Below are 24,151 nucleotides of genomic sequence, written 5' to 3' on the forward strand. Positions count from 1 at the left end.
ATGGCTTATTTAATATCAGAAGAAGCAAAGGATTTATTGCTTGATGTAAAGAATTTTTGCGAAAAAGAAGTAGTAGAAGTATGTAAAGAAGCTGACAGAACTGGAGAATGGCCAGAAGAATTATATGAAAAAGCAAAGGAACAAGGATACTTTGCTCTTGAAGTACCAGAAGAATTAGGCGGACCAGGTCTTTCTAGAGTTGATATTGCAGCTTTATTCGAAGAAATGGCAAAGGCTGATGCAGGATTTGCAACAACAATTTCAGCATCAGGTCTTGGAATGAAACCAGTTCTTATTGCAGGCACAGAAGAACAAAAACAATATATCGCTGATATAACTATGGAAGGTGGACTAGGAGCATTTTGTCTAACTGAACCAGGAGCTGGTTCTGATGCAAGTGCTGGAACAACTACAGCTGTAAAAGATGGAGACGAATACGTACTTAATGGTAGAAAATGTTTTATCACTAATGGGGCTGTTGCTTCTTACTATTGTATTACTGCTTCAACTGATAAATCTAAGGGAGTTAAAGGTCTTTCTATGTTTTTAGTACCAGCTGGAACTAAGGGATTGAGCGCTGGTAAGGAAGAAGACAAAATGGGGATTAGAACTTCAAATACTACAGATGTTGTTCTTGAAGATTGTAGAATTCCTGCTAAGTACCTTATCGGTAAAGAAGGCGAAGGTTTCAAAATTGCAATGAAAACTCTTGACCAAGCGAGAACTTGGATGGGATGTATTGCAGTTGGTATTGCTCAAAGAGGAATCGATGAAGCAAAGAAATATGGTAGCGAAAGAATTCAATTTGGAGCACCAGTTCTTAAAAATCAAGCTTTACAATTCAAATTAGCTGATATGGATATTCAAACTGAAGTTGCAAGACAAATGGTAGCTCATTCTCTTACTAGAATGGATGAAGGACTATCATACAATAGAGAATCAGCAATAGCTAAATGCTATGCATCAGATATAGCAATGAGAGTAGCTGAAGAAGCTATCCAAATCTTCGGTGGATATGGTTATTCAAGAGAATATCCAGTTGAAAAACTTTTAAGAGATGCTAAGATTTTCCAAATCTTCGAAGGCACTAATGAAATTTTAAGAATTGTAGTAGCAAATAATTTATTGAGAGGTTAATAATGAATATATTAGTTTGTATAAAAGAAGTACCTGATGATTCAGTTGCAGTTACTGTTGTTGACAATAAGGCAGCTACTGCTGATATTACTCCAGTTGTAAATGCATTTGATACTTATTCGCTTGAAATGGCTGTAAGACTTAAAGAAGAAGTTGAAGGACAAGTAGTTGTTGTCTCTATTGGAGATGAAGAAGTTAAAAATTCTCTAAAAAATTGTCTTGCAGTTGGAGCTGATAGTGCTTACTTAATAAAATGCGATGACTATAAAAATCTTGACACTAAAGTTATTACAGACATTTTATTAAATGCAAAAGAACAACTTGAAGATAAGCTTGGAGCTTTTGATTTAGTATGTTTTGGTAAAGAAACCACTGACAAGGAAGCTTCACAAGTTGGAGTATATTTTGCTAATAAAGCTAATTTAGGCGTAGTTACATCTGTAATTGAAATGAAACTTGAAAAAGATAATTTAATTACTAAACAGGAAATTGATGGTGGATACAGAGAAGTTGAAACTAAAACTCCAAGTGTAGTTACAATTGCTAAACCAAACTACGAACCAAGATATCCTACTATAAAAAGTAAAATGGCAGCAAGAAGACAAAAAATTGAAGACATAGAAGTTTCTGATGTTAACTTTGATTTAATTCTTGAAGAAATTAAAGATTTTGAACCAGAAAAAAGACAAGCTGGTGTTAAAATTCAAGAAGAAGATGCTGAGACTACAGTTCAAAAAGCCATTGAATTAATGGTAGAACAAAAAGTTTTATAGGAGGAATCATGAATAATATATTAACTTATGTAGAGCTTAAAGATTCAGCGCCTGTTAAACTTAGCTTAGAAACTTTATCCAAAGCTTCTGAAATTGCTAAAGAAAATTCTAAAGAATCAATAGCCTTATTATTAGAAAAAATTTCAGATGATGAAATAAAAAATCTACAAAATGCAGGTGCAGACAAAATCGTAATAGTAGAAAGAGAAAGCTACAATATGGAAGAATATTCAAATGTAATTTTTGAAATTTCTAAAAAATACGAAATTGAAGATGTATTTATTCCGGGAACACTTGATGGAAAAGACATTGCAGCAAATGTAGCAGCCAAATTTGACACTGTATCTGTTACAAATGTAATGGATATTGAAGTTGAAAATGATGGAATAAAATACACTACACCAGCTTATGGTGCAACAGTTTTAAATATTTCTACTATTAAAAAAGCACCTAGAATTATAACAACTAGATCAGGAGCATTTAATAAGAGAGAAGACCTTAATGGAAAAGGTGAAGTGGTAGAAGAAAATATAGAAAAACTAGCTGATTTAAAAGCGATTATTAGAGATATTGTAACTTCTAATGAAGCTGAAATTAATTTAGAAGATGCACCAATAATTATTGCTTGTGGTAGAGGGGCATCATCTGATGAAATCTTCCCACTTGTAAAAGAATTAGCTGATGCCTTTGATGCACCAATATCAGGAACAAGACCTGTAATCGATGATGGCGTACTTCCTAAGAACTCACAAATAGGACAATCAGGAAAGATTGTCTCACCTAAACTTTACATCGGTTGTGGAGTAAGTGGAGCTGTTCAACATGTTTCTGGTATTGAAAATTCAGACTTTATTATAGCAATCAATAAGGATGAAGATGCACCTATTTTTAATATCGCAGATATTGGGATAGTAGGTGACTGTGCGAAAATTTTACCATTATTTATTGAAGAAGTTAAAAAAATAAGAAACAACTAAATAGATAGGAGGTAGTTATGAATTATTTAAAAGAATTTGTTATCCTATGTACTTGCTTATTTTTAGGAATTATAACAAAACACTTTATTAGCTTTCCAATTCCTGAAGCTGTATATGGGATGATTTATCTTTTCATAGCTTTCACCTTGAAGATTATAAAACCAGATGATGTAAAGAAAACTTCAAATGGAATACTTCATAACTTAGCAATTCTTTTTGTGCCAGCAGGAGTAGGTATTATTAATAGCTACGATGAAATAAAAGGCAAGACTTTAGTGCTTGTTCTTGTAGTTGTAGCAGGTACTGCAATCACTATGGGTCTAACAGGAAAGATAATAGAATTATTGCAAAGGAGGAACAATGTTAGATAATAAATATTTTGGTATAATTTTAACATTTGCAACTTATGAGATAGGTAAATTTATTAATAATAAGTTAAAAACTCCTATTGCAAATCCCCTTCTTATATCTATAGCTTTGTGTATTTTATTCTTAAAGGTTACGGGTATACCTTACGAAACATATAAGCAAGGCGGAGACTTTATAGTATTTTTTATAGCGCCTGCTACAGTTGCCATGGTAGTTGATTTATTTGAAAACTTCGGTGAACTCAAAAAAAATTTAGTACCTATCTTTACTGGCACTATATTAGGTTCAATTATTTCACTTTTATTTGCAATAGTTGTATCTAAGTTTGTGGGATTAGATGAAAATTTAGTTGTTTCATCTACACCACAATCTATAACTACGGCCATTGCCATATCTTTATCGGAAGAATATGGTGGAAATTCTGCAATCACTGCAGTGCTTGTAGTTTTAAGAGGAGTTACAGGAGCAGTAATAGCTCCAATAATAATGAAAATCTTCAGAATTAAAGATCCAACAGCTCAAGGGGTAGCAATTGGCACTTCATCCCACGCTGTAGGGACATCTGAAGCTAGAAAACTTGGAGAAATCCAAGGAGCAATGAGTGGACTTTCTATTGCAGTGGCAGGACTTGTAACAGTTATACTTATGCCAGTTGCAATAAAGTTTATAGAAATCTTATTCTAGAATACTCTAAATAATCAAAATCAAATAATAACATATAAACAAAATATAAATAATCGTACTTCCAGAACCTATTTCATAGTGAGATAGGTTCTTTTATTGCAAAAAAATAAACCCTGGCATTGCCAAGGTCTATATGAATTATTTTCTATTATTAATTTCTTCAATAAGTTTAGGAACTACATTAAATAAATCATCAACGATTCCATAATGAGCAGTTTTAAAAATTTGAGCATCTGGATCGTTATTTATTGCAATAATTGTTGCTGAATCTTCCATTCCCTTAGTATGTTGAATTGCACCTGAGATACCAAGAGCAATGTAAAGGTCTGGTTTTACATTAGCGCCAGTTACTCCTACTTGAAGTGATTTTTCGCACCAACCTAAATCGGTAACAGCTTTTGTTGCACCTACTGATCCGCCAAGTGCTTCTGCTAACTCTTCTACTAAGTGCCAGTTTTCTGGGCCACCAAGTCCTCTGCCGCCAGCTACTACTACTTTTGAATTTAATAATTTGTCTAGTGCTGGATCTATGTCAGATTCTTCATAATCTACGAATTCAGTTTTTATATCTTCTGCAGTAAGTCCAGATTCTTCTTTTATTACTTCTGCAACTTTATTTTCGTTGTAATCTGCTTTTACAAAAGCGCCTCTGCCTATTGTAGCCATCATTGTTTCTGAAAGTATTCTAACATCACAGAATAATTTTCCGTCGAAAGATGGTCTAACCCATTTGATGTCTTCCTTGTCTTCAGTAAGTTCTACTGATGAGCAGTCTGCTACAAGTCCAATATGTCTTTTTGCAGAGATTCTACCAGCTAGGTCACGTCCATTGTGACTTGCAGGAAGCATAATTATTGCAGGATCGTATTTATCTATTAATTTATCTAGAACTTTTGCAAATCCTAAAGTATTGTAGTGTTTTAGATTTTCATCATCTACTTGTATTACTTTGTCTGCGCCGTAGCGAGCTAATTCTTTTACTATTTCGTCGTTTTCATAACCAAGTTCTACTCCGACAAATTCCTTATCTAATGTTTTTGAAAGTTCTTTCGCCTTAGACATTATTTCTTGAGATATAAGTGAAAGTGAATTGCCAGAATTTTCGTTTATTACCCAAATATTTCCTTTTTTCATTTTATCACCTACACTAATAATTTTTTACCAACAAGGATATCTATCATTTTATTTACATTTTCTTCAGCTGAACCTTCATCTATTATAATTCCAGTTTCTGATTTTTCTGGAGCACTTAAATCTTTAACTATTGTAAGTGATCCCTTTTGACCAATTTTATCAAGGTCTAGTCCAACTGATTCTGCTGTTAAATCGTGAATTTCTTTTTCTTTTGCGATTTTACTTCTTTTTAAAGCGAATTTAGATGGTTTATTTACAGAGCCTTTAAGAGCTGTTGCCACAAATGGTGCTTTAATTTTTACAGTTTCTACGCCTTCTCCAATATTTCTTTTTACTTCGTATTCCCCATCTACATAATTTATATCAGTTATATAAGTGACTTGATTCATGCCAAGATTTTCAGCAACTTGAGATCCAACTTGTCCTGTGTCTCCATCCATTGTTTGGTCACCAGCAAAGATTATATCAAAATCTCCTATGCTCTTTGCTGCTTCTGAAAGTGCATAGGAAGTTGCAATTGTATCAGAGCCTTTAAACTCTAACCCCTCAAGCAAGTATGCCTCTTCAGCACCCATTTGTATACATTCACGCAAGAATTTTTCAGCACTTGGTGGTCCCATTGTCAAAACTGAAATTTCAACATCTTCGTCAACTTGTTCCTTGACATTTAATGCAAATTTCAATCCACATAAATCTGATGGATTTATAATTGTTTTAACTCCATCCCTAATTAAATTATTAGTTTCAGGATCTATCTTTGCATTTGTCGTATCAGGAACAGTTTTCATTAATAATAATATTTTCATAGTTCCTCCTTTATTTCCCATATATTATTAGTATACCCCCTAATAATTGAAAATACAAAGGATATATAAATTTCTAATTGCAAATATTGAAAAACATTATCGATAAACAACTTTTGATTTATTATATTATGGTTTATAATGGAAATAACTGTTTAATTAAATTTAAATGGCAAATTTATTCAATACAAGAAAGGGATGTAAGATGAATAAGAAATTATTAAGTTTACTATTAGTTCTTGCTCTTAGTTTTGGACTTTTAACAGGTTGTCAAAACAAAAATGAAGTTGCAAAAACTGATAATAATACTAAAGTAGAAACAACTACAGAAGAGTCCACAGGAACTCATAAAGTAGTAGACCATGCAGGTCACGAAGTTGAGCTTCCGAATAATATTGAGAGAATAGTAATTGATCAAGTGCCTATTATGTCTACTTATATGGCATATCATAAGGGAGAGGCTCCTCACATAGTCGGATATGCAGGCTCACTTAAAGCAGCTGTTTCAAAATCAATTTTAAAAGACATTGCACCTGAACTTTTAGATGCAGAAACTACTGTGGAAGGTCAATCTGATTTAAATGTTGAAGAAATTATAAAATTAAAACCAGATGTAATCTTCTACAATGCAAAAAATGCTGATAGATATGAAGCACTTTCAAAGACAGGTATTCCACTCATTGGTTTTGCAACTGTAGGTGGAGAAACTCCAGCTGACCCAATTAATAGAAACAATGAATGGCTTAGACTATTAGAAGATGTCTTTAATGAAAAGGGCAAGATGGATGACTATGTAAAGGCTGGCGAAGAAATTGTGTCTGAAGTTGAAGAAAGAATTGCAAAAGTTCCTGAAGATAAAAGACCTACTTCTATGATTTTATGGAAATACAATCAAGGAGTGCCTATTGTTGCAGGTACTGGATCTTTTGGAGGATTTTGGCAACAAAGAATTGGTACAAAAAATGTAGCCGCTGAAGAAAAGGGATACCCACAAGTAAATGCTGAACAAATTTACAGCTGGAATCCAGAAGTACTTTTCTTAGATGGGCCAGGACTTCTAGATATCACAACAGATGATGTTTACAATAATTCTGTTGAAGGAATTGATTTTTCTAATTTAGATGCAGTTAAGAATAAGAGAGTTTTTAACACAAGACTTGGAATGTGGAACTGGTTTACACCAAATCCAGATGCACCACTTGTATATGCATGGATGGCAAAATCAACTTATCCTGAAGAATTTAAAGAATATGATTTAAATGCAAAAATCAAAGAATATTATTCTAAATGGTATAATTATGATTTATCAGAAGATGAATTAAAGGAAATGTTTAATATATGATAAAAAATTATTGCGTAAAAAATGGAAAAATCCATTTTTATGTCTATATAATTTTAATCATTCTACCTATATTAGCTGCACTTGCTGCAGTTAATATGGGCAGAATGGAAATTAATTTCAAAGATACAATTGAATTCTTTTCTAATTTGATAAGAAATAGAGAAATTGATCCAATTATGGAGTCTGTAATTTTAAAACTTAGACTTCCGAGAATTATAACTGCAATTATTGTGGGAAGTGGTCTTACAGTTGCTGGAATAACTTTTCAATCCCTATTTTCAAATCCACTTGCAACACCAGATGTACTTGGAGTGTCTAGTGCGTCAAGTCTTGGTGCAATTATTGCAATACTTTTAAATTTAAACTCCTTTGGCATACAATTAATAGCACTTATTACAGGACTTTTGTCAATTTTTATAACTATAAGAATTATAAAAAGAGAAGAGTCTTCTATTATAATGCTTGTTTTGGTGGGGATTATAATTTCATCACTGTCTAATGCCTTCTCATCACTTCTTAAGTATATGGCTGATCCCATGGATAAGCTTCCGCAAATTACATATTGGTTGATGGGCTCCTTTGGCAGAGCTTCATATAAAAATCTTCTATTGGCTGGTCCTATTATTTTAATTTCTTCAATTTTAATTTACAAAATGAGATGGAGACTAAATATTTTATCTTTATCGGAAGATGAAATTAAATCATTGGGAATAGATATAAGAAAGACTAGATTTACCTTTATCTTACTTTCGACCATTATAACTGCAAGCGCCGTCTCAATCTGTGGTCAAATTGGTTGGATTGGTTTGATTATTCCCCATCTTGCGAGGATGTTTGTAGGTGCCAATAATGTTTACACTCTTCCCTTTGGTTTAAGTCTAGGGGCATCATTTATGGTTTTAATTGAAGCTCTTTCAAGAACAGTTTCTGTAATCGAGCTTCCAATATCAATACTTACTGCAATTATAGGAGCTCCAATATTTATACTATTATTAAGAAGGACTGGAGGTAGTTTTCATTGAGATTAGAAGTTGAAAAGGGATTTTTCAAATTTAATAAAGATGATTTTATTTTAAAAGACATAAACTTTTCTCTTGAAGAGTCAAATATACTTTCGGTTTTGGGGCCTAATGGAGCGGGAAAAACAACACTTATTAAATGCATAACTGGACTATTAAAATGGAACAGCGGAAAAACTTTAATTAATAACGAAGACATAAAGAATATTAATACGAAAAAACTTTGGTCAGAAATTTCATATATTCCTCAAAAGAGAAATTTTGTATTTGCATACACTGGACTTGAAATGGTAATTTTAGGAAAGTCTTCAAAGTTAAATGCTTTCGAAACTCCAAGTAAAAAAGATAGAGATGACGCTCTAGAAATAATGAAGAGAATTGGAATAGAAAAGTTATCTTTTAAGAGTTGCAATGAAATGAGCGGTGGAGAACTTCAAATGGTTTTAATTGCAAGAGCACTAGTAAATAATCCAAAGATTATAATACTCGATGAGCCAGAAAGCGGACTTGACTTTAAAAATCAGATTATAATTTTAGATTTAATAGAAAAACTTGCAGGAGAAGGGACAATTGTAATAATAAATACTCATTACCCAGAGCACGCTCTTAAGATTTCAGATAAATGTCTTTTGCTTAAATATGGTGGAGATTATAAATTTGGGGATACAAGAGAAATATTAAATAAAGAAAATATTAAATCAGCTTTTGATGTAAATGTAGAGATAAAAAATATAAATATAAATGGAAAAAATTATGAAAGCATTATAACGACAGGATTAGCAGAGATGTAAAAGTCTCTGCTATTTATTTTTATGAATAAATATCAAAAAGGTGTTTATTAAAAAAATATATAGGGTATAATAGATATGATAATTTTTATCAAAAAAAATAGTAAATAAAGAAATTTTTAAAAAACAAATTTAAAGAAGGAGGACAATATGTCACAAGTAGGAAAAAGAATACCAGAGTTTAAGACAAATGGATATAATCCAAAAAAAGAAGAGTTTGTTGAAGTTTCAAACAAGGATTTTGAAGGTAAATGGACAGTATTAATGTTCTACCCTGCAGATTTTACTTTTGTATGTCCAACTGAATTAGAAGATATGCAAGAACAATATGCTAAATTACAAGAGCTAGGTGCTGAAGTTTACTCAATGTCAACTGACTCACATTTCGTTCACAAGGGATGGCATGATCACTCAGAAGCTATTTCTAAACTAGAATTTACAATGCTTGCTGATCCACATAAATCAATTACAAGAGATTTTGATGTTCTTGACGAAGAAGGCGGAGTAGCTCAAAGAGCAACATTTGTTATTGACCCAGATGGAGTTATCCAAACTGTAGAAATCAATGCTGATGGAATCGGAAGAGATGCAAGCCAAGTTTACGATAAGATTCGTGCAGCTCAATTCGTAAGAGAAAATCCTGGCGAAGTTTGTCCAGCTAAATGGAAGGAATCAGGAGAAACTCTAACTCCAGGACTAGACCTAGTTGGTAAGATCTAATGCTAGATAATAATCTAAAAGAACAGGTAAAACAATATTTACAACTTCTCGAAAGGGAAGTTGTAATTTCTATTAGTTTAGATGATTCTGAAAATTCAAAGAAAGTTAAGGAATTTATAGATGAGTTAATTCCGCTATCTGACAAACTAAAGTTAGAAGAAAAAGAATTAAAATACACTCCTAGCTTTTCGCTTTCATCAGAAGATATAGAAGGAATTACATTTGCAGGTATTCCTCTAGGTCATGAATTTGAATCTTTTATCTTGGCACTTCTTCAAGTTGGAGGGAGAGCTCCAAAGATTGAAGAAGCTCAAATTAAAAGAATCAAGGCAATTGATGAAGAACTTAATTTTCAGACAATAGTATCTTTAAGTTGCCACAACTGTCCAGAAGTTGTTCAATCTTTAAATATTATGTCTGTTTTAAACCCTAAAATCACTCACACAATGATTGATGGATCAATGTTTGAAGATTATGTTGAAGAACTTGGAATATTAGCAGTTCCAACTTCATATTTAAATGGAGAACTTTTCTACAATGGAAAAATCTCAATCAATGAAATCTTAAACAAAGTTACAGATGAAAAAGAAGATTTAAAACTTGAAGAAAAACCAGTGTATGATATGTTAATAATTGGTGGTGGACCAGCTGGTGCAACTGCGGCAATCTATGCAGCTAGAAAGGGTATTACAACTGGATTAGTAGCTAGTGAGTTTGGCGGACAAGTTAAAGAAACTCTTTCAATAGAAAATATTACAGGTATTCCTTACACTGAAGGTCCTAAATTTATGGAGGAAGTAAGAGAGCATGTAATAAAATACAATGTTGATATTATTGATGGAGTGACTGTAGAAGATGTAGTAGAAGGAAGTCCATTGACAATCAAAACTGATAATGGAGATCTTAAGGCAAAGACAATTGTAATTGCAACAGGCGCTAAGTGGAGATTAATTGGAGTTCCAGGAGAAATTGAATTTAGAAATAAAGGTGTGGCTTATTGTACGCACTGCGATGGCCCACTATTTAGAGATAAAAAAGTCACTGTAATAGGTGGAGGAAATTCAGGAATTGAAGCTGCAATTGATTTAGCAGGAATTGCAAAAGAAATTTTAGTTCTTGAATTCTTACCAGAGCTTAAGGCTGATTCAGTTCTTCAAGATAAGTTAAAGGAACTTAAAAATGTAAGAGTTGTCACAAGTGCAGCTACACAAAGCCTAGAGGGCGAAAAAGTTCTTGAAAAAATAACTTATCAAGATAGAAATACTGGAGAAGTCATTACAGAAGATACTGCAGGATGCTTTATCCAAGTTGGACTTTTTCCAATTACAGAATGGATAGATATAGTAGAAAAGAATTCCCGTGGAGAAATCATAGTAGACAAATTTGGCAAGACAAATGTTGAAGGAATCTTCGCAGCAGGAGATTGTACTGATTCTGCATTTAATCAAATAGTCATTGCACAAGGAAGCGGTGCTACTGCAGCTCTAGGTGCTTATAATTATTTAATGACAAAATAATTTTATTTGTCCCAGTTAATAAATAAATATATATTATATATAATAGAAGAAATATGGCGGAGAATTTTCTTTGCCATATTTTTTTTACTTTAAATGTATTTTTATATTGAAATTATTAAAACTTTAATATATAATGCTTGCTTGTAAGTTTTAGGGAAAAATTACAAAAAATATTGAAAAATGCGTAAATTTTCCTTTACAAATACTTATATTTAAAGTATAATATTTAAGCGTTTAGAAAAAGAAGTTGCGATGAAGTCATAAGTTGCTTGAATTTTTGCGGAAAAAAGGAGATTCAAGGTAATTATGACGGAGAAGTCTAGGCTTGACCTGGGCGTGGGTTATTTTTTCAAACGTGTCCTATTAACACACGAGGATGCGTGTATCAATAACCCCCTTCGCAAAAGACATAGCGAATGGAGGTATATTATGTCAAACAAAGGCAAACAAAAAATTAGAATTAAGCTTAAGGCTTACGATCACGAATTACTTGATACTTCAGCAGTGAGAATTGTTGATGCAGCTAAGAAGAGTGGAGCAGATGTATCTGGACCAATTCCTCTTCCAACAGAAAAAGAAATTATTACTATTTTAAGAGCTGTACACAAGTACAAGGATTCTAGAGAGCAATTTGAGCAAAGAACTCATAAGCGTCTAATTGATATTTTAAATCCTACACAAAAGACTGTAGATTCACTAATGAAACTTAATCTACCAGCTGGTGTAGACATAGAAATTAAACTTTAAAACTTTGCTTTATAAGACTTTTTTAAGAAAAGTCCGCTGTAATTATTAGGAGGTGCAACGTGAAATATTTAGTAGGTAAGAAAATTGGCATGACTCAAATCTTCGACGAAGAGGGTACTGTCACTCCTGTCTCAGTTATTGAAGTAGAACCAAACGTTGTTGTACAAAAGAAAACAATTGAAACTGATGGATACAATGCTATCCAAGTTGCAACAGGTGAGGTTAAAGAAAAGAAATTAAACAAACCTGAGAAAGGTCATTTTGATAAAGCTGGAGTAGGTTATAGAAGACATCTTTCAGAATTTAGAACAGATGATGTTGAAAACTATAATCTAGGAGACGAAATAAAAGTAGATATCTTTGAAGTAGCAGAACATGTAGATGTTGTGGGAAAATCAAAAGGTAAAGGTACTGCTGGTGTAATCAAACGTCATAACTTCGGACGTGGTAGAGAAACTCACGGTTCTAAACTACACAGAACTGCCGGTGGTATGGGAGCAGCATCATATCCAGGTAAGGTATTTAAAAACCACAGAATGTCTGGAAAGATGGGTAACGAAAGAGTTACTGTTCAAAATTTAGAAATTGTAAGAATAGATACAGATAAAAATTTAATTTTAGTTAAGGGTGCTATTCCAGGACCTAAGAAGGGAACTGTAAGAATTAAAAGCACTGTTAAAGTGACTAAATAAGATAGGGAGGTAAAGAAATGCCTAAGATTCAAATGATTGACATTAAGGGAAATCCTGTTGAAGAAGTCGAACTAAGTGAAGGGCTATTTGATGCTCCTGTAAGCACACATGCTGTTTATTTAGTTGTTAAAAACATTTTAGCTAATAAAAGACAAGGAACTCACTCTGCAAAAACTCGTTCAGAAGTTCGTGGAGGAGGAAGAAAACCTTGGAGACAAAAGGGAACTGGTCGTGCTAGACAAGGATCTATAAGATCACCTCAATGGACAGGTGGTGGAGTTGTTTTTGCTAAGAAACCTAGAGATTACTCCTACACTACTCCTAAGAAAGTAAGAAGACTTGCACTTAGATCAGTATTAACAAGTAAATTACAAGATGGTGAATTAATCATCGTTGATAAATTTGAAATGGAAGAGCCAAAGACTAAAATCTTTGCTAACATCTTAAAAGATATTAAATCAGCTAGGAAAGCTCTAGTAGTTGTTGATGACAATGAAAAAGATGTAGCAAGAGCTGCAAGAAATATTGAAGGTGTTAAAACTTCAAGAGCAACTGATATTAATGTATATGATTTATTAAAGTATGACAGTCTAATAATCAGTAAAGAAGCACTTGGAACTATTGAGGAGGTGTTTAACTGATGAATAAATTTGATATCATTAAAAGACCTGTAGTAACTGAACAATCAATGGACATGATGGAAGAAAACAAATATACTTTCGAAGTTGATAAAAATGCTACTAAACCAGAAATTAGATCAGCAATTGAAGAAATTTTTGGAGTTAAGGTTGAAAAAGTTCACACAATGAATGTTCGTGGAAAACTTAAAAGACAAGGAGTTCATCAAGGAAGACGTCCTTCATGGAAAAAGGCTATAATAAAACTTACTGATGACTCAGAACCGATAGAATTTTTTGATTCTATCTAATAGTAGGAGGTTATAGAAAATGGCAATTAGAGGATTTAAACCTACAACTCCTGCCCGTAGAAAGATGACTGTTGCTACTTTTGATGAAATCACAAAGACAACACCTGAAAAGTCTCTTTTAACTACTATTAAGAAAACTGCCGGAAGAAACTCATACGGTAGAATTACTAGTAGACACAGAGGCGGCGGAGTAAAAAGAAAATATAGAATTATAGATTTTAAGAGAAATAAAGACAATATCCCAGCAAAAGTTCAAGCTATCGAATACGATCCATACAGAACTTCATATATCGCTTTACTTTCTTATGCAGATGGTGAAAAGAGATATATCATTCAACCTAATGGATTAAAAGTTGGAGATGTAGTTGAATCAGGAACAGATGCAGATATCAAAATTGGTAACGCACTAATCCTTGCTGATATTCCTGTTGGTACAACAGTTCATAATATTGAACTTACACCAGGAAAGGGTGGACAACTTGCAAGATCTGCAGGATCATCTGCTCAACTAATGGCTAAAGAAGGAAAATATGCTCAACTTAGACTTCCATCTGGAGAATTCAGACTAGTAAGTCAAAGATGTAAGGCAACTGTTGGACAAGTTGGAAATATTTCCCACGAACTTATCACTTTAGGTAAGGCTGGTAAGAGTAGATATCTTGGAAAGAGACCTCACGTTAGAGGATCTGCGATGAACCCAGTAGATCACCCTCATGGTGGTGGGGAAGGTAGAACTCCAATTGGTAGACCTTCACCAATGACTCCTTGGGGCAAGAAAGCTCTAGGACTTAAAACTAGAAAGAAAAACAAGAAATCTGACAAATATATAGTTAGAAGAAGAACTAAGTAATCGGAGGGTATAATGAGTAGATCAATTAAAAAAGGACCATTTGCTGATGAACACCTTCTAAAGAAGGTTGACGAACTAAATGAAAAGAACGAAAAGAAAGTTATAAAAACTTGGTCTCGTCGCTCAACTATTTTCCCTGAATTTGTTTCACATACTATAGCTGTTCACGATGGCAGAAAACACGTGCCAGTATATATTACAGAAGATATGGTAGGACATAAATTAGGCGAATTTGTTCCAACAAGAACTTATAGAGGCCACGGTGGCAAGAGCGAAAAGAGTACTACAGTAAGATAAGGAGGGTATTAATGGAAACACAAGCAATAGCAAAATATGTAAGAATTTCACCTCTAAAGGTGAATTACATCTGCGCAGAAATTCGTGGAAAAAGTGTTGATGAAGCCCTTTCTATTTTAAAGTTTACTAATAAGAGAGGAGCTCATGAGCTCTATAAGGTACTTCACTCAGCAGTAGCAAATGCTGAAAACAACCTTAATTTAGATAGAGACGATCTTTATGTGAAAAAGGCATACGCTAATGACGGACCTACAATGAAGAGATTCCGTCCTAAGGCTAAAGGAATGGCTTATCCAATTCTAAAAAGATCAAGTCACATTGGCGTTGTCGTAGCAGAAAGAGAGTAAGGAGGTAGAGTATGGGTCAAAAAGTAAACCCACATGGACTTCGTGTTGGTGTAATCAAAGATTGGGATTCAAAATGGTATGCGGACAAAAAGAATTTTGCCGATTTATTAGTTGAAGATAACAATATTAGAAAATATATTAAGAAAAAACTTTATGCTGCAGGAATTGCAAAAATCGAAATCGAAAGAGCAGCAAATAGAGTTAAAGTTTCAGTTCACACTGCAAAACCTGGTATGGTAATTGGCCGTGGCGGAGTTGGAGTTGAAGAACTTAGAACAGAAATCGAAAAATTAACAGGAAAATCTGTTGTAATAAATGTTGAAGAAATCAAAAATCAAGATTTAAATTCACAACTTGTTGCTGAAAGCATTGCAGAAGCACTTGAAAGAAGAGTTTCTTTTAGACGTGCTATGAAACAAGCTATTCAAAGAACAATGCGTCAAGGAGCACTTGGTATTAAGACTTCAGTTTCAGGACGTCTTGGCGGAGCTGATATGGCTAGAACTGAAGGATATTCTGAAGGTACTATTCCTCTACAAACACTAAGAGCTGACATTGATTATGGATTTGCTGAAGCAGATACAACTTATGGAAAACTTGGTGTTAAAGTTTGGCTATACAAAGGTGAAGTTCTTCCAGAATTAGAAGAAACTAATAAAAAGCCAAGAGATAACAGAAATCGCAAGAGACGCGATAATAACAGAAACAATAATTTCAATAGAAATAATAGAAGAGATAATAGAAACAAAGAGTCTTAAGAAGGGAGGAATATAGTCATGTTGATGCCTAAAAGAGTAAAATATCGTAGAGTCCACAGAGGCAGAATGAAGGGTAAAGCCCTACGTGGAAATGAGCTTGCATATGGCGAATACGGAATTAAAGCTCTAGAACCTTGTTGGATTACTTCAAATCAAATAGAAGCGGCACGTCGTGCTATGACAAGATATATTCGTAGAGGTGGAAATATCTGGATTAAGATTTTCCCAGACAAACCTGTTACTGAAAAACCTGCAGAAACTCGTATGGGTTCTGGTAAGGGTGCTCCTGAGTACTGGGTAGCAGTTGTTAAGCCAGGTAGAATTTTATTTGAAATGGGTGGAGTTTCAGAAGAAGTTGCAAGAGAAGCTATGAGACTAGCAGCTATGAAGCTACCTATCAAAACAAAATTCGTTATGAAAGATAAGGATGGTGACTCAAATGAAGGCTAAAGAAATTCGTAATTTATCAAGCGAAGAATTAAATAACAAAGTTAATGAGCTTAAAAATGAACTTTTTAATTTGAGATTTAGATTGGCAACAGGCCAACTTGACAATCCATCAAGCATTAAAACTGTTAAAAGAGATATAGCAAGAGTAAAAACGATCATTAGAGAACGTGAACTTGAAGTTGGAAAGGAGGCTTAATCTCATGGAAAGAAATTCAAGAAAAACTATAACTGGCGTTGTAGTAAGTGATAAAATGGATAAAACTATTGTAGTAGCAATTGAGACTTTTAAAACTCATCCTATTTACAAGAAGAGATTTAAGAAGACTACTAAATTCAAGGCTCATGATGAAAATAACGAATGTGGTATTGGTGATAAGGTAAAACTAATGGAAACTAGACCACTAAGCAGAGATAAAAGATGGAGACTTGTAGAAATTATTGAAAAAGCTCAATAATTTTAGACTGAAAGGAGAAAAACATGATTCAACAAGAAACAAGATTACGTGTTGCTGACAATTCAGGTGCAAGAGAACTATCTGTTGTTAAAGTCCTTGGTGGAACTAATAGAAGAACAGCTAATATTGGTGATATTGTAGTTTGCTCTGTTAAACATGCAACACCAGGCGGCGTTGTTAAGAAAGGTTCTGTTGTAAGAGCTGTAATTGTTAGAACAAGCAAAGGTATAAGAAGAAAAGATGGATCTTATATTAGTTTTGACGACAATGCTGCAGTTGTTATTAAAGAAGATAGAAGTCCAGTAGGAACTCGTATATTTGGACCTGTAACTAGAGAACTAAGAGCTGGAAACTTTATGAAAATTATTTCTCTAGCTCCGGAAGTACTATAATTTGGAGGTGTAGTAATGAAAATTTTAAAAGATGACATCGTAAAAGTTATAGCCGGAAAAGATAAAGGCAAGACTGGAAAAGTTTTAAGAACAATCCCAAAGGAAGACAAAGTTGTGGTTGAAAAGGTAAATGTTGTTACAAAACACATAAAACCTAGAGGACCTCAAGCTCCAGGTGGAATTGAAAAAATGGAAGCACCAATTCATGTTTCTAATGTAATGTTTGTTGACAAAGCATCTGGAAAGACAACAAGAATTGGATATAGAATAGAAGACGGAAAAAAAGTTAGATATGCAAAATCTAGCGGAAATACAATTAAGTAGGGGGTAAAATAATGACTTCAAGATTACAAGAAAAATATAAAAAAGAAGTTGTGGGCCACCTAATGGAACGTTTCAATTATAGAAATGTTATGGAAGTACCGAGACTTGAAAAAATTACTATAAACATTGGTATTGGCGAAGCTAAAGACAATCCTAAAGCACTTGAAGCTGCAGTAAATGAACTTACAACTATCGCTGGTCAAAAGGCACTTGTAACTCATGCTAGAAAGTCAATTGCAAACTTTAAACTTCGTGAAGGTCAAAGCGTTGGTGTAAAAGTTACTCTTAGAGGAGAAAGAATGTATGATTTTCTTGACAAACTTATGAATGTAGCTTTACCAAGAGTAAGAGACTTCAGAGGAGTTAAGCCAACTGCATTTGATGGTAGAGGAAATTATGCATTAGGACTTAAAGAGCAATTAATCTTCCCTGAAATTGAGTACGATAAAATCGATCAAATCAGAGGAATGGATATAAATATTGTTACTACTGCAAATACTGATGAAGAAGCTAAAGTATTCCTAGAACAAATGGGAATGCCTTTCGCGAGAGCTTAGGAGGTACGAAGTGGCTAAAAAATCAATGATTGCAAAACAAAAGAGAAAGCAAAAATACTCTTCTCGTGAATATACTAGATGTACAATTTGTGGAAGACCACACTCTGTATTAAAGAAATACGGAATATGTAGAATATGTTTTAGAGAACTAGCTTATAAGGGACAAATTCCTGGCGTAAGAAAAGCTAGTTGGTAAGACCTTAGATGAAAGGAGGCAAACTGATATGATGACAGACCCAATTGCAGATATGCTATCAAGAATTAGAAATGCTAATAGTGCAAGACATACATCTGTTGATATTCCTTGTTCAAATATTAAAAAAGAAATCGCAAAGATTCTTCTTGAAGAAGGATACATCAAGGGTTATGATGTTCTTGAAGATGACAAGCAAGGTATGATTAAAGTTGATTTAAAATATGCTGAATCTGGTGAAAGAGTTATTTCTGGATTAAAGAGAATTTCTAAACCGGGACTTAGAGTTTATGTTAAGTGCGAAGATGTTCCAAAGGTACTTGGAGGCCTTGGAATAGCTATTATTTCAACATCTAAGGGAATCATTACAGATAAACAAGCTAGAAATGAAGGAGTAGGCGGAGAAGTAATCTGCTACGTTTGGTAATTTGGAGGTGAAACATGTCAAGAATTGGCAAAAAACCTATTGAAATCCCAAATGGCGTTGATGTAAAAATTGACGGCCAAAACGTTACTGTTAAGGGACCAAAGGGTGAATTAACACAATCTTTCGATAAAGATTTAAAAATAGAATTAAATGACGGAGTTCTCACTGTAGAAAGACCAAATGAAACAAAGAGAATCAAAGCACTTCATGGTCTAACAAGAACTCTAATTGAAAACATGATTATTGGAGTTACTGAAGGTTATAGTAAACAACTAGAAATCATCGGTACTGGATATAGAGCAGCTAAAAAAGGTAAGACACTTTCTTTAAACTTAGGATTTTCACATCCACTTGATTTAGAAGATCCTGAAGGAATTGAAGTTGAAGTTCCTGCACCTAACTCAATAATTATTAGAGGTATAGATAAACAACAAGTTGGAGCTTATGCTGCTTACATTAGAAGATTTAGAGAACCTGAACCATATAAAGGAAAGGGTATCAAATATATTGACGAATATGTAAGACGTAAAGTAGGAAAAACTGGTAAATAAGAAAGGAGAATTTAAGTGTTAAAAAGAATTAATAGAAACGAAAACAGACAAAAAAGACACAAAAGACTTAGAAATCATATCTCCGGCACTTCACAAAGACCTAGACTTTCAATCTACAGATCTGCGTCACATATTTATGCTCAAATTATAAATGACGAAGTAGGACATACAATTTGTAGTGCTTCTACTCTTGATAAGTCACTTAATTTAGAACAAACTGGTAATATTGATGCGGCTAAAGCTGTAGGTACTTCTATTGCTAATAAAGCAAAAGAAGCTGGGGTAGACGAAGTTGTATTTGACAGAGGTGGCTATGTATACCACGGAAAAGTCAAAGCACTTGCAGAAGCAGCTAGAGAAGCTGGTCTAAAATTCTAAGAAGGAGGAAGTAATGGAGCGTTCATTAATAAATGCGGCAGAACTTGATCTTGAAGAAAGAGTTGTATCAATCAACAGAGTTGCCAAAACAGTTAAGGGTGGTAGAAACATGAGATTCTCTGCACTTGTAGTTGTTGGTGATAGAAACGGACACGTTGGTGTTGGTACAGGTAAAGCTCTTGAAGTTCCTGAAGCAATAAGAAAAGCAACACAAGATGCTAGAAAACACATTATAGAAGTTAATCTACTAAATACTTCAATTCCTCATCAAGTAACTGGAATTTATGGAGCTGGTAGAGTATTCTTAAAACCAGCAAGAGAAGGTACAGGAGTTATCGCCGGTGGAGCTGTGCGTGCTGTATGTGAACTTGCAGGTATCTCTGATATTCGTACAAAGAATATTGGAACTAATAATCCAAGAAATACAGTTAATGCAACTATCGAAGGTTTAAAACAACTTAAAACTGCAGAATCAGTTGCTAAACTTAGAAATAAATCTGTTGAAGAAATTTTAGGATAGGGGGATAAAATATGAGCACTATTAAAATTAAACTTGTAAAAAGCCCTATCGGCAAAATACCTAAACACAAAAGAACAATAAAAGCTCTTGGCCTTAGAAAAATTGGTCAAGTAGTTGAAAAAAATGACACTCCTCAAATTAGAGGTATGTTAAAAGAAGTTAACTTCATGGTTGAAGTACAAGAATAAGGAGGTGTACCTAATGAAATTACATGACTTAAGACCAAATGAGGGTGGCGGAGTTAAAGCCAGAAAAAGAGTAGGTCGTGGAATAGGTTCCGGTACTGGTAAAACTTCTGGTAAAGGTCATAAGGGCCAAAACGCTAGAAGCGGTGGAGGAGTTAGACCAGGATTTGAAGGTGGTCAAATGCCACTATTTAGACGTCTTCCTAAGAGAGGATTTACTAATATCTTTAAGAAGGAATATGCAGTTATTAACGTTTCTGACTTAAATGTATTTGAAAAAGGAACTGAAATCACTCCTGAATTCTTAGTTGAAAACAAATTCATCAAAGCATCTAAAGCAAAAGACGGCGTTAGAATTTTGGGAGAAGGGGAACTTAATGTTGCACTAACTGTTAAAGCTTCGCATTTCTCAAAATCAGCTAAAGAAAAAATTGAGGCATGCGGAGGAAAGGCCGAGGTGATCTAATGCTATCCACATTTAGAAATGCGTGGAAGATAGATAGCCTTCGTAACAAAATGCTTTTCACACTTTTCATGCTTTTAATATATAGAATTGGATCTCATATTGCTGTTCCTTTTATGAACTCACAAGTTATTTCACAACTTATGAGTGGAGCGAATGGATCAATATTTTCCTTCCTTGACTTAATGGCAGGAGGAAACTTTAGAAGATTTACAATTTTTGCTGCTAACATTTATCCATATGTTACAGCTTCTATCATTCTTCAGCTTTTAACAATAGCTATTCCTTCCTTGGAATCTCTTGCAAAAGAAGGAGAAACTGGTAGAAAGGCAATTGCAAAATACACTAGATATTTAGCAATTGTTATTGCACTTATCCAAGCAATTGGATACACTTTTGGACTATTTAAAGATGCTGTTAATGCAACTAGTCCAATTGAATATGTTACTATTATCCTTTCAATTGTAGCAGGTACTGCAATTTTGATTTGGATAGGAGAGCAAATTACAGAACATGGAATTGGAAATGGTATTTCAATATTAATTTTTGCAGGTATTGTGGCAAGATTTCCACTTGACATCGCTCAATCAGTGGCACTTGTACGTGCTGGAAAATCAAGCCCAATATTCTTAGTACTTTTCTTAGTTGTTGCAATTGCAATTGTTGTTTTTGTAGTAACATTAACAGAAGGTGAAAGAAGAATACCTGTACAATATGCAAAAAGAGTAGTAGGTAGAAAAATGTATGGTGGACAATCCACTCATATTCCAATCAAAGTTTTAATGACTGGTGTAATGCCTATTATCTTTGCAAACTCACTAATGGCTATTCCAGCAACTATTGGAATGTTCACTAGTGAATCTACAAGAAATTGGATTGAAAAATGGTTTACTCCAGCTGGAGGACCAGGAGTTGTGCTTTATGTAGTTTTAACTGTAATTTTAATTATATTCTTCACATTCTTCTACACTACAATTCAATTTAATACAGTAGAATATTCAAAGAATTTACAAGCTAACGGCGGATTTATCGCTGGTATCAGAGCAGGTAAGCCAACAAGTGATTATTTATCAAGAACTTTAAATAGATTAGTTCTACCGGGAGCAATTGCACTATCAATACTTGCAGTTCTTCCAACAATTTTAACAAAGATTTCAGGACTTCAATTTAACTATGGTGGTACATCAATTATCATCGTTGTAGGTGTTGTACTTGAAATCCACAGAGTGTTAGAACAACAACTTATTATGAGAAATTATCGCGGTTTCTTAAAGAACAAATAGGAGGCATTATATGAAGTTAGTTATATTGGGACCTCCAGGTGCTGGAAAAGGCACACAAGCTGAATCAATTGTAAAAAAATACAATGTTCCACATATTTCAACTGGAGATATCTTTAGAGAAAATATAAAGAATGATACAGAACTTGGAAAAAAAGCAAAATCTTATATGGACAAGGGTCTATTAGTTCCAGACGAACTTGTTATTGAACTTGTTGAAGATAGACTTAACAAAGACGATGCAAAAGACGGATTTTTATTAGATGGCTTCCCAAGAACTGTTGCTCAAGGAGTTAGCTTAGATTCTATATTAGATAAAAATAATGAAAAGCTGACAAAAGTAATTAATATTAATGTAGATCCAGAGATATTAATTGAAAGAGCAGTAGGTAGAAGAATATGTAAGTCTTGTGGTGCAACTTATCACGTAGCGTTTAATCCTCCTAAAGAAGAGGGTATATGTGATAAAGACGGCACAAAGTTAATCCAAAGAGATGACGATGTTGAAGAAACTGTAAGAACTAGAATTTCTGTATACTTTGATCAAACTGCACCATTAATTGATTATTACAAAGCGCAAGGTCTTTTAATGGACATTGATGGTTCACAAAATATTGATAAGGTATTTGAAGATATAGTAAGCGGTCTCGAATAATAATGGATAATACATTAGGTCTTTTGAAAGGACAGATTGTAAGATCCAAAAAAGGCAGAGATGAGGGCAAGGTTTTTGTCATTTCAGAAGTTATTGACAAAGACTACCTCTTTCTAGTAGATGGAAAACTTAGAAAGCTAGATCGACCAAAAAAGAAGAAGGTAAAGCATCTTTATATCTACAATAGCTTCATTGATCTTGATGTTAAGGATTTAAATGACAGTTATATTAGAAAGAAACTTTTACCTTATAGCTAAAGGAGGATCCTTAAAAATATGGCTAAAGAAGATGTAATTGAAGTTGAGGGCGTTGTTGTAGACGCACTGCCAAATACACATTTCAAGGTTGAACTTGAAAATGGACATATCATACTTGCTCATATTTCGGGTAAATTGAGAATGAATTATATTAGAATTCTTCCTGGTGATAAGGTGACAGTTGAGCTTTCACCTTATGATCTTACAAGAGGAAGAATAACTTGGAGAAAGAAATAATATCCTAGATTAGGAGGCATTATAAATGAAAGTAAGACCATCTGTAAAGAAGATGTGCGAAAAGTGCAAAATCATTAAGAGAAACGGAAGAGTAATGGTAATTTGCGAAAATCCAAAGCATAAACAAAGACAGGGATAAGGGAGGTAATTATGGCTAGAATTTCTGGTGTAGACTTACCTAGAGAAAAGAGAGTTGAAATTGGACTAACTTATATCTATGGTATTGGAAAACCTAGATCTCAAGAAATTTTAACTAATGCTGGTGTTGATTTTGACACTAGAGTTAAAGATTTAACTGAAGCGGAACTTGCAGCTATAAGAGAACAAATAGATAAATACCACGTTGAAGGGGATTTACGTCGTGATGTTGCTATGAACATTAAAAGACTAAGAGAAATCAACTGCTACCGTGGAAGAAGACATAGAGCTGGTCTTCCTGTAAGGGGACAAAAGACTAAGACTAATGCAAGGACTAGAAAAGGTCCTAAAAAACTTGTTACTAAGAAGAAGTAAGGGGGGACTTAAATGGCTAAAAAACAAAGAGCTACTCGTGTAAAAAGACGTGTGCGTAAAAACATTGAAAAAGGTGAAGCTCATATAGCTTCAACATTTAACAATACTATGGTTACTCTTACTGATATCAACGGTAATGTAATATCCTGGGCAAGTGCAGGACAACTTGGTTTTAGAGGATCAAGAAAGTCAACTCCTTTTGCAGCTCAAGAAGCAGCACAAGAAGCTGCTGAAAAAGCAAAAGAACATGGACTAAAAAGTGTTGATGTATACGTTAAGGGTCCAGGTTCTGGAAGAGAAGCTGCGATTAGATCTCTTCAAGCCTCAGGTCTTGAAGTAACTATGATTAAAGACGTTACTCCAATTCCTCACAATGGATGTAGACCACCAAAACGTAGAAGAGTGTAAACTATTTAATCGAGAAGGAGGGTA

At 33.8% G+C, this 24,151-nt stretch carries 40 protein-coding genes; 38 read left to right on the plus strand and 2 right to left on the minus strand.

Annotated features, from left to right (window positions below):
• From KQI68_RS03335 to KQI68_RS03355, 5 genes are read left to right on the plus strand one after another with little or no spacing between them, the layout of a single operon-like run.
• A complete protein-coding gene (locus tag KQI68_RS03335) occupies positions 1-1,137 on the plus strand; it encodes an acyl-CoA dehydrogenase family protein (protein ID WP_216548710.1) in 1,137 nt (378 codons plus the stop codon).
• Positions 1,138-1,139: 2 nt separating this feature from the next.
• A complete protein-coding gene (locus KQI68_RS03340; protein WP_216548711.1) occupies positions 1,140-1,910 on the plus strand; it encodes an electron transfer flavoprotein subunit beta/FixA family protein in 771 nt (256 codons plus the stop codon).
• Positions 1,911-1,918: 8 nt separating this feature from the next.
• Positions 1,919-2,887 carry an electron transfer flavoprotein subunit alpha/FixB family protein gene (locus KQI68_RS03345; protein WP_216548712.1) on the plus strand — a complete coding sequence of 323 codons (969 nt, stop codon included), beginning with the start codon at positions 1,919-1,921 and terminating at the stop codon, positions 2,885-2,887.
• 17 nt (positions 2,888-2,904) lie between these two features.
• Positions 2,905-3,258, plus strand: a complete 354-nt coding sequence (locus KQI68_RS03350) for a CidA/LrgA family protein (protein WP_216548713.1) — start codon at positions 2,905-2,907, stop codon at positions 3,256-3,258.
• The gene (locus tag KQI68_RS03355; RefSeq protein ID WP_216548714.1) at positions 3,248-3,940 is read left to right on the plus strand and encodes an LrgB family protein; all 693 of its coding nucleotides are present in this window, start codon (positions 3,248-3,250) and stop codon (positions 3,938-3,940) included. Before KQI68_RS03350 ends, KQI68_RS03355 begins: the two co-directional genes overlap by 11 nt.
• Positions 3,941-4,078: 138 nt before the next feature.
• Here KQI68_RS03355 and KQI68_RS03360 read toward each other — a convergent pair whose 3' ends face one another.
• Positions 4,079-5,074: an electron transfer flavoprotein subunit alpha/FixB family protein gene (locus KQI68_RS03360; RefSeq protein ID WP_216548715.1), complete on the minus strand. Its 996-nt coding sequence runs from the start codon at positions 5,072-5,074 to the stop codon at positions 4,079-4,081.
• A gap of 8 nt (positions 5,075-5,082) precedes the next feature.
• A complete protein-coding gene (locus KQI68_RS03365; RefSeq protein ID WP_216548716.1) occupies positions 5,083-5,880 on the minus strand; it encodes an electron transfer flavoprotein subunit beta/FixA family protein in 798 nt (265 codons plus the stop codon).
• A 202-nt stretch (positions 5,881-6,082) separates the two neighbouring features.
• On the opposite strand from KQI68_RS03365, the gene KQI68_RS03370 reads away from it, so the two are divergent.
• The 33 genes from KQI68_RS03370 (at position 6,083) to rpsK (ending at position 24,127) form a co-directional block, all read left to right on the plus strand.
• Positions 6,083-7,219 carry an ABC transporter substrate-binding protein gene (locus KQI68_RS03370; RefSeq protein WP_246541230.1) on the plus strand — a complete coding sequence of 379 codons (1,137 nt, stop codon included), beginning with the start codon at positions 6,083-6,085 and terminating at the stop codon, positions 7,217-7,219.
• Positions 7,216-8,241, plus strand: coding sequence for a FecCD family ABC transporter permease (locus KQI68_RS03375; RefSeq protein WP_216548718.1), 1,026 nt, complete (start codon positions 7,216-7,218; stop codon positions 8,239-8,241). The genes KQI68_RS03370 and KQI68_RS03375 overlap by 4 nt, the downstream gene beginning before the upstream one ends.
• Positions 8,238-9,029 carry an ABC transporter ATP-binding protein gene (locus tag KQI68_RS03380; protein ID WP_216548719.1) on the plus strand — a complete coding sequence of 264 codons (792 nt, stop codon included), beginning with the start codon at positions 8,238-8,240 and terminating at the stop codon, positions 9,027-9,029. Before KQI68_RS03375 ends, KQI68_RS03380 begins: the two co-directional genes overlap by 4 nt.
• 147 nt (positions 9,030-9,176) lie before the next feature.
• Positions 9,177-9,746, plus strand: coding sequence for an alkyl hydroperoxide reductase subunit C (gene ahpC, locus KQI68_RS03385; RefSeq protein ID WP_216548720.1), 570 nt, complete (start codon positions 9,177-9,179; stop codon positions 9,744-9,746).
• The gene (ahpF, locus tag KQI68_RS03390) at positions 9,746-11,263 is read left to right on the plus strand and encodes an alkyl hydroperoxide reductase subunit F (protein ID WP_216548721.1); all 1,518 of its coding nucleotides are present in this window, start codon (positions 9,746-9,748) and stop codon (positions 11,261-11,263) included. The genes ahpC and ahpF overlap by 1 nt, the downstream gene beginning before the upstream one ends.
• 429 nt (positions 11,264-11,692) lie before the next feature.
• Complete coding sequence (gene rpsJ, locus KQI68_RS03395; protein ID WP_216548722.1) at positions 11,693-12,010, plus strand: 30S ribosomal protein S10; 318 nt, start codon at positions 11,693-11,695, stop codon at positions 12,008-12,010.
• A gap of 59 nt (positions 12,011-12,069) precedes the next feature.
• Complete coding sequence (gene rplC / locus KQI68_RS03400; protein WP_216548723.1) at positions 12,070-12,702, plus strand: 50S ribosomal protein L3; 633 nt, start codon at positions 12,070-12,072, stop codon at positions 12,700-12,702.
• A 17-nt stretch (positions 12,703-12,719) separates the two neighbouring features.
• Positions 12,720-13,343 carry a 50S ribosomal protein L4 gene (gene rplD, locus KQI68_RS03405; RefSeq protein ID WP_216548724.1) on the plus strand — a complete coding sequence of 208 codons (624 nt, stop codon included), beginning with the start codon at positions 12,720-12,722 and terminating at the stop codon, positions 13,341-13,343.
• Positions 13,343-13,630: a 50S ribosomal protein L23 gene (rplW, locus tag KQI68_RS03410; protein ID WP_281422234.1), complete on the plus strand. Its 288-nt coding sequence runs from the start codon at positions 13,343-13,345 to the stop codon at positions 13,628-13,630. Before rplD ends, rplW begins: the two co-directional genes overlap by 1 nt.
• Positions 13,631-13,649: 19 nt before the next feature.
• Positions 13,650-14,480, plus strand: coding sequence for a 50S ribosomal protein L2 (gene rplB, locus KQI68_RS03415; protein ID WP_216548725.1), 831 nt, complete (start codon positions 13,650-13,652; stop codon positions 14,478-14,480).
• A 12-nt stretch (positions 14,481-14,492) separates the two neighbouring features.
• A complete protein-coding gene (gene rpsS, locus KQI68_RS03420) occupies positions 14,493-14,777 on the plus strand; it encodes a 30S ribosomal protein S19 (protein WP_216548726.1) in 285 nt (94 codons plus the stop codon).
• Positions 14,778-14,788: 11 nt separating this feature from the next.
• Positions 14,789-15,124: a 50S ribosomal protein L22 gene (gene rplV / locus KQI68_RS03425; protein WP_216548727.1), complete on the plus strand. Its 336-nt coding sequence runs from the start codon at positions 14,789-14,791 to the stop codon at positions 15,122-15,124.
• Positions 15,125-15,135: 11 nt separating this feature from the next.
• On the plus strand, positions 15,136-15,882 hold the full coding sequence (gene rpsC, locus KQI68_RS03430) for a 30S ribosomal protein S3 (RefSeq protein ID WP_216548728.1): 747 nt from the start codon (positions 15,136-15,138) through the stop codon (positions 15,880-15,882).
• Between the two features lie 18 nt (positions 15,883-15,900).
• Complete coding sequence (gene rplP, locus KQI68_RS03435; protein WP_216548729.1) at positions 15,901-16,332, plus strand: 50S ribosomal protein L16; 432 nt, start codon at positions 15,901-15,903, stop codon at positions 16,330-16,332.
• Positions 16,322-16,528: a 50S ribosomal protein L29 gene (rpmC, locus tag KQI68_RS03440; RefSeq protein ID WP_216548730.1), complete on the plus strand. Its 207-nt coding sequence runs from the start codon at positions 16,322-16,324 to the stop codon at positions 16,526-16,528. The genes rplP and rpmC overlap by 11 nt, the downstream gene beginning before the upstream one ends.
• 4 nt (positions 16,529-16,532) lie before the next feature.
• A complete protein-coding gene (rpsQ, locus tag KQI68_RS03445) occupies positions 16,533-16,787 on the plus strand; it encodes a 30S ribosomal protein S17 (protein ID WP_216548731.1) in 255 nt (84 codons plus the stop codon).
• Between the two features lie 23 nt (positions 16,788-16,810).
• A complete protein-coding gene (rplN, locus tag KQI68_RS03450; RefSeq protein ID WP_216548732.1) occupies positions 16,811-17,179 on the plus strand; it encodes a 50S ribosomal protein L14 in 369 nt (122 codons plus the stop codon).
• A gap of 15 nt (positions 17,180-17,194) precedes the next feature.
• Positions 17,195-17,503, plus strand: coding sequence for a 50S ribosomal protein L24 (gene rplX / locus KQI68_RS03455; RefSeq protein ID WP_216548733.1), 309 nt, complete (start codon positions 17,195-17,197; stop codon positions 17,501-17,503).
• Between the two features lie 11 nt (positions 17,504-17,514).
• Positions 17,515-18,060, plus strand: a complete 546-nt coding sequence (rplE, locus tag KQI68_RS03460; protein WP_216548734.1) for a 50S ribosomal protein L5 — start codon at positions 17,515-17,517, stop codon at positions 18,058-18,060.
• Positions 18,061-18,070: 10 nt separating this feature from the next.
• Complete coding sequence (locus tag KQI68_RS03465) at positions 18,071-18,256, plus strand: type Z 30S ribosomal protein S14 (RefSeq protein WP_216548735.1); 186 nt, start codon at positions 18,071-18,073, stop codon at positions 18,254-18,256.
• 28 nt (positions 18,257-18,284) lie between these two features.
• Positions 18,285-18,680 (plus strand): 30S ribosomal protein S8, encoded by a 396-nt coding sequence (gene rpsH, locus KQI68_RS03470; protein WP_216548736.1) that lies wholly within the window; start codon positions 18,285-18,287, stop codon positions 18,678-18,680.
• A gap of 14 nt (positions 18,681-18,694) precedes the next feature.
• Entirely contained in the window at positions 18,695-19,231 is a 537-nt protein-coding gene (gene rplF, locus KQI68_RS03475) for a 50S ribosomal protein L6 (protein ID WP_216548737.1), read from the plus strand.
• A 15-nt stretch (positions 19,232-19,246) separates the two neighbouring features.
• Complete coding sequence (rplR, locus tag KQI68_RS03480; RefSeq protein ID WP_216548738.1) at positions 19,247-19,609, plus strand: 50S ribosomal protein L18; 363 nt, start codon at positions 19,247-19,249, stop codon at positions 19,607-19,609.
• 13 nt (positions 19,610-19,622) lie between these two features.
• Positions 19,623-20,129 (plus strand): 30S ribosomal protein S5, encoded by a 507-nt coding sequence (gene rpsE / locus KQI68_RS03485; protein ID WP_216548739.1) that lies wholly within the window; start codon positions 19,623-19,625, stop codon positions 20,127-20,129.
• 11 nt (positions 20,130-20,140) lie between these two features.
• Positions 20,141-20,317 (plus strand): 50S ribosomal protein L30, encoded by a 177-nt coding sequence (gene rpmD, locus KQI68_RS03490; RefSeq protein WP_216548740.1) that lies wholly within the window; start codon positions 20,141-20,143, stop codon positions 20,315-20,317.
• A 13-nt stretch (positions 20,318-20,330) separates the two neighbouring features.
• A complete protein-coding gene (gene rplO / locus KQI68_RS03495) occupies positions 20,331-20,780 on the plus strand; it encodes a 50S ribosomal protein L15 (protein WP_216548741.1) in 450 nt (149 codons plus the stop codon).
• Positions 20,780-22,060, plus strand: a complete 1,281-nt coding sequence (secY, locus tag KQI68_RS03500) for a preprotein translocase subunit SecY (RefSeq protein WP_216548742.1) — start codon at positions 20,780-20,782, stop codon at positions 22,058-22,060. Before rplO ends, secY begins: the two co-directional genes overlap by 1 nt.
• A gap of 10 nt (positions 22,061-22,070) precedes the next feature.
• On the plus strand, positions 22,071-22,712 hold the full coding sequence (locus KQI68_RS03505) for an adenylate kinase (protein ID WP_216548743.1): 642 nt from the start codon (positions 22,071-22,073) through the stop codon (positions 22,710-22,712).
• A gap of 23 nt (positions 22,713-22,735) precedes the next feature.
• Entirely contained in the window at positions 22,736-22,969 is a 234-nt protein-coding gene (locus KQI68_RS03510; protein WP_425516606.1) for a KOW domain-containing protein, read from the plus strand.
• A gap of 18 nt (positions 22,970-22,987) precedes the next feature.
• Entirely contained in the window at positions 22,988-23,206 is a 219-nt protein-coding gene (infA, locus tag KQI68_RS03515) for a translation initiation factor IF-1 (RefSeq protein WP_005957367.1), read from the plus strand.
• A gap of 25 nt (positions 23,207-23,231) precedes the next feature.
• Positions 23,232-23,345, plus strand: coding sequence for a 50S ribosomal protein L36 (gene rpmJ, locus KQI68_RS03520; RefSeq protein ID WP_005957387.1), 114 nt, complete (start codon positions 23,232-23,234; stop codon positions 23,343-23,345).
• Positions 23,346-23,356: 11 nt separating this feature from the next.
• Positions 23,357-23,719 carry a 30S ribosomal protein S13 gene (gene rpsM, locus KQI68_RS03525; protein ID WP_216548745.1) on the plus strand — a complete coding sequence of 121 codons (363 nt, stop codon included), beginning with the start codon at positions 23,357-23,359 and terminating at the stop codon, positions 23,717-23,719.
• 12 nt (positions 23,720-23,731) lie between these two features.
• Complete coding sequence (rpsK, locus tag KQI68_RS03530; RefSeq protein ID WP_216548746.1) at positions 23,732-24,127, plus strand: 30S ribosomal protein S11; 396 nt, start codon at positions 23,732-23,734, stop codon at positions 24,125-24,127.
• Positions 24,128-24,151 lie beyond the last annotated feature (24 nt).

It is taken from the genome of Peptoniphilus ovalis (assembly GCF_018919265.1).
Lineage (GTDB): Bacteria > Bacillota > Clostridia > Tissierellales > Peptoniphilaceae > Peptoniphilus_A > Peptoniphilus_A ovalis.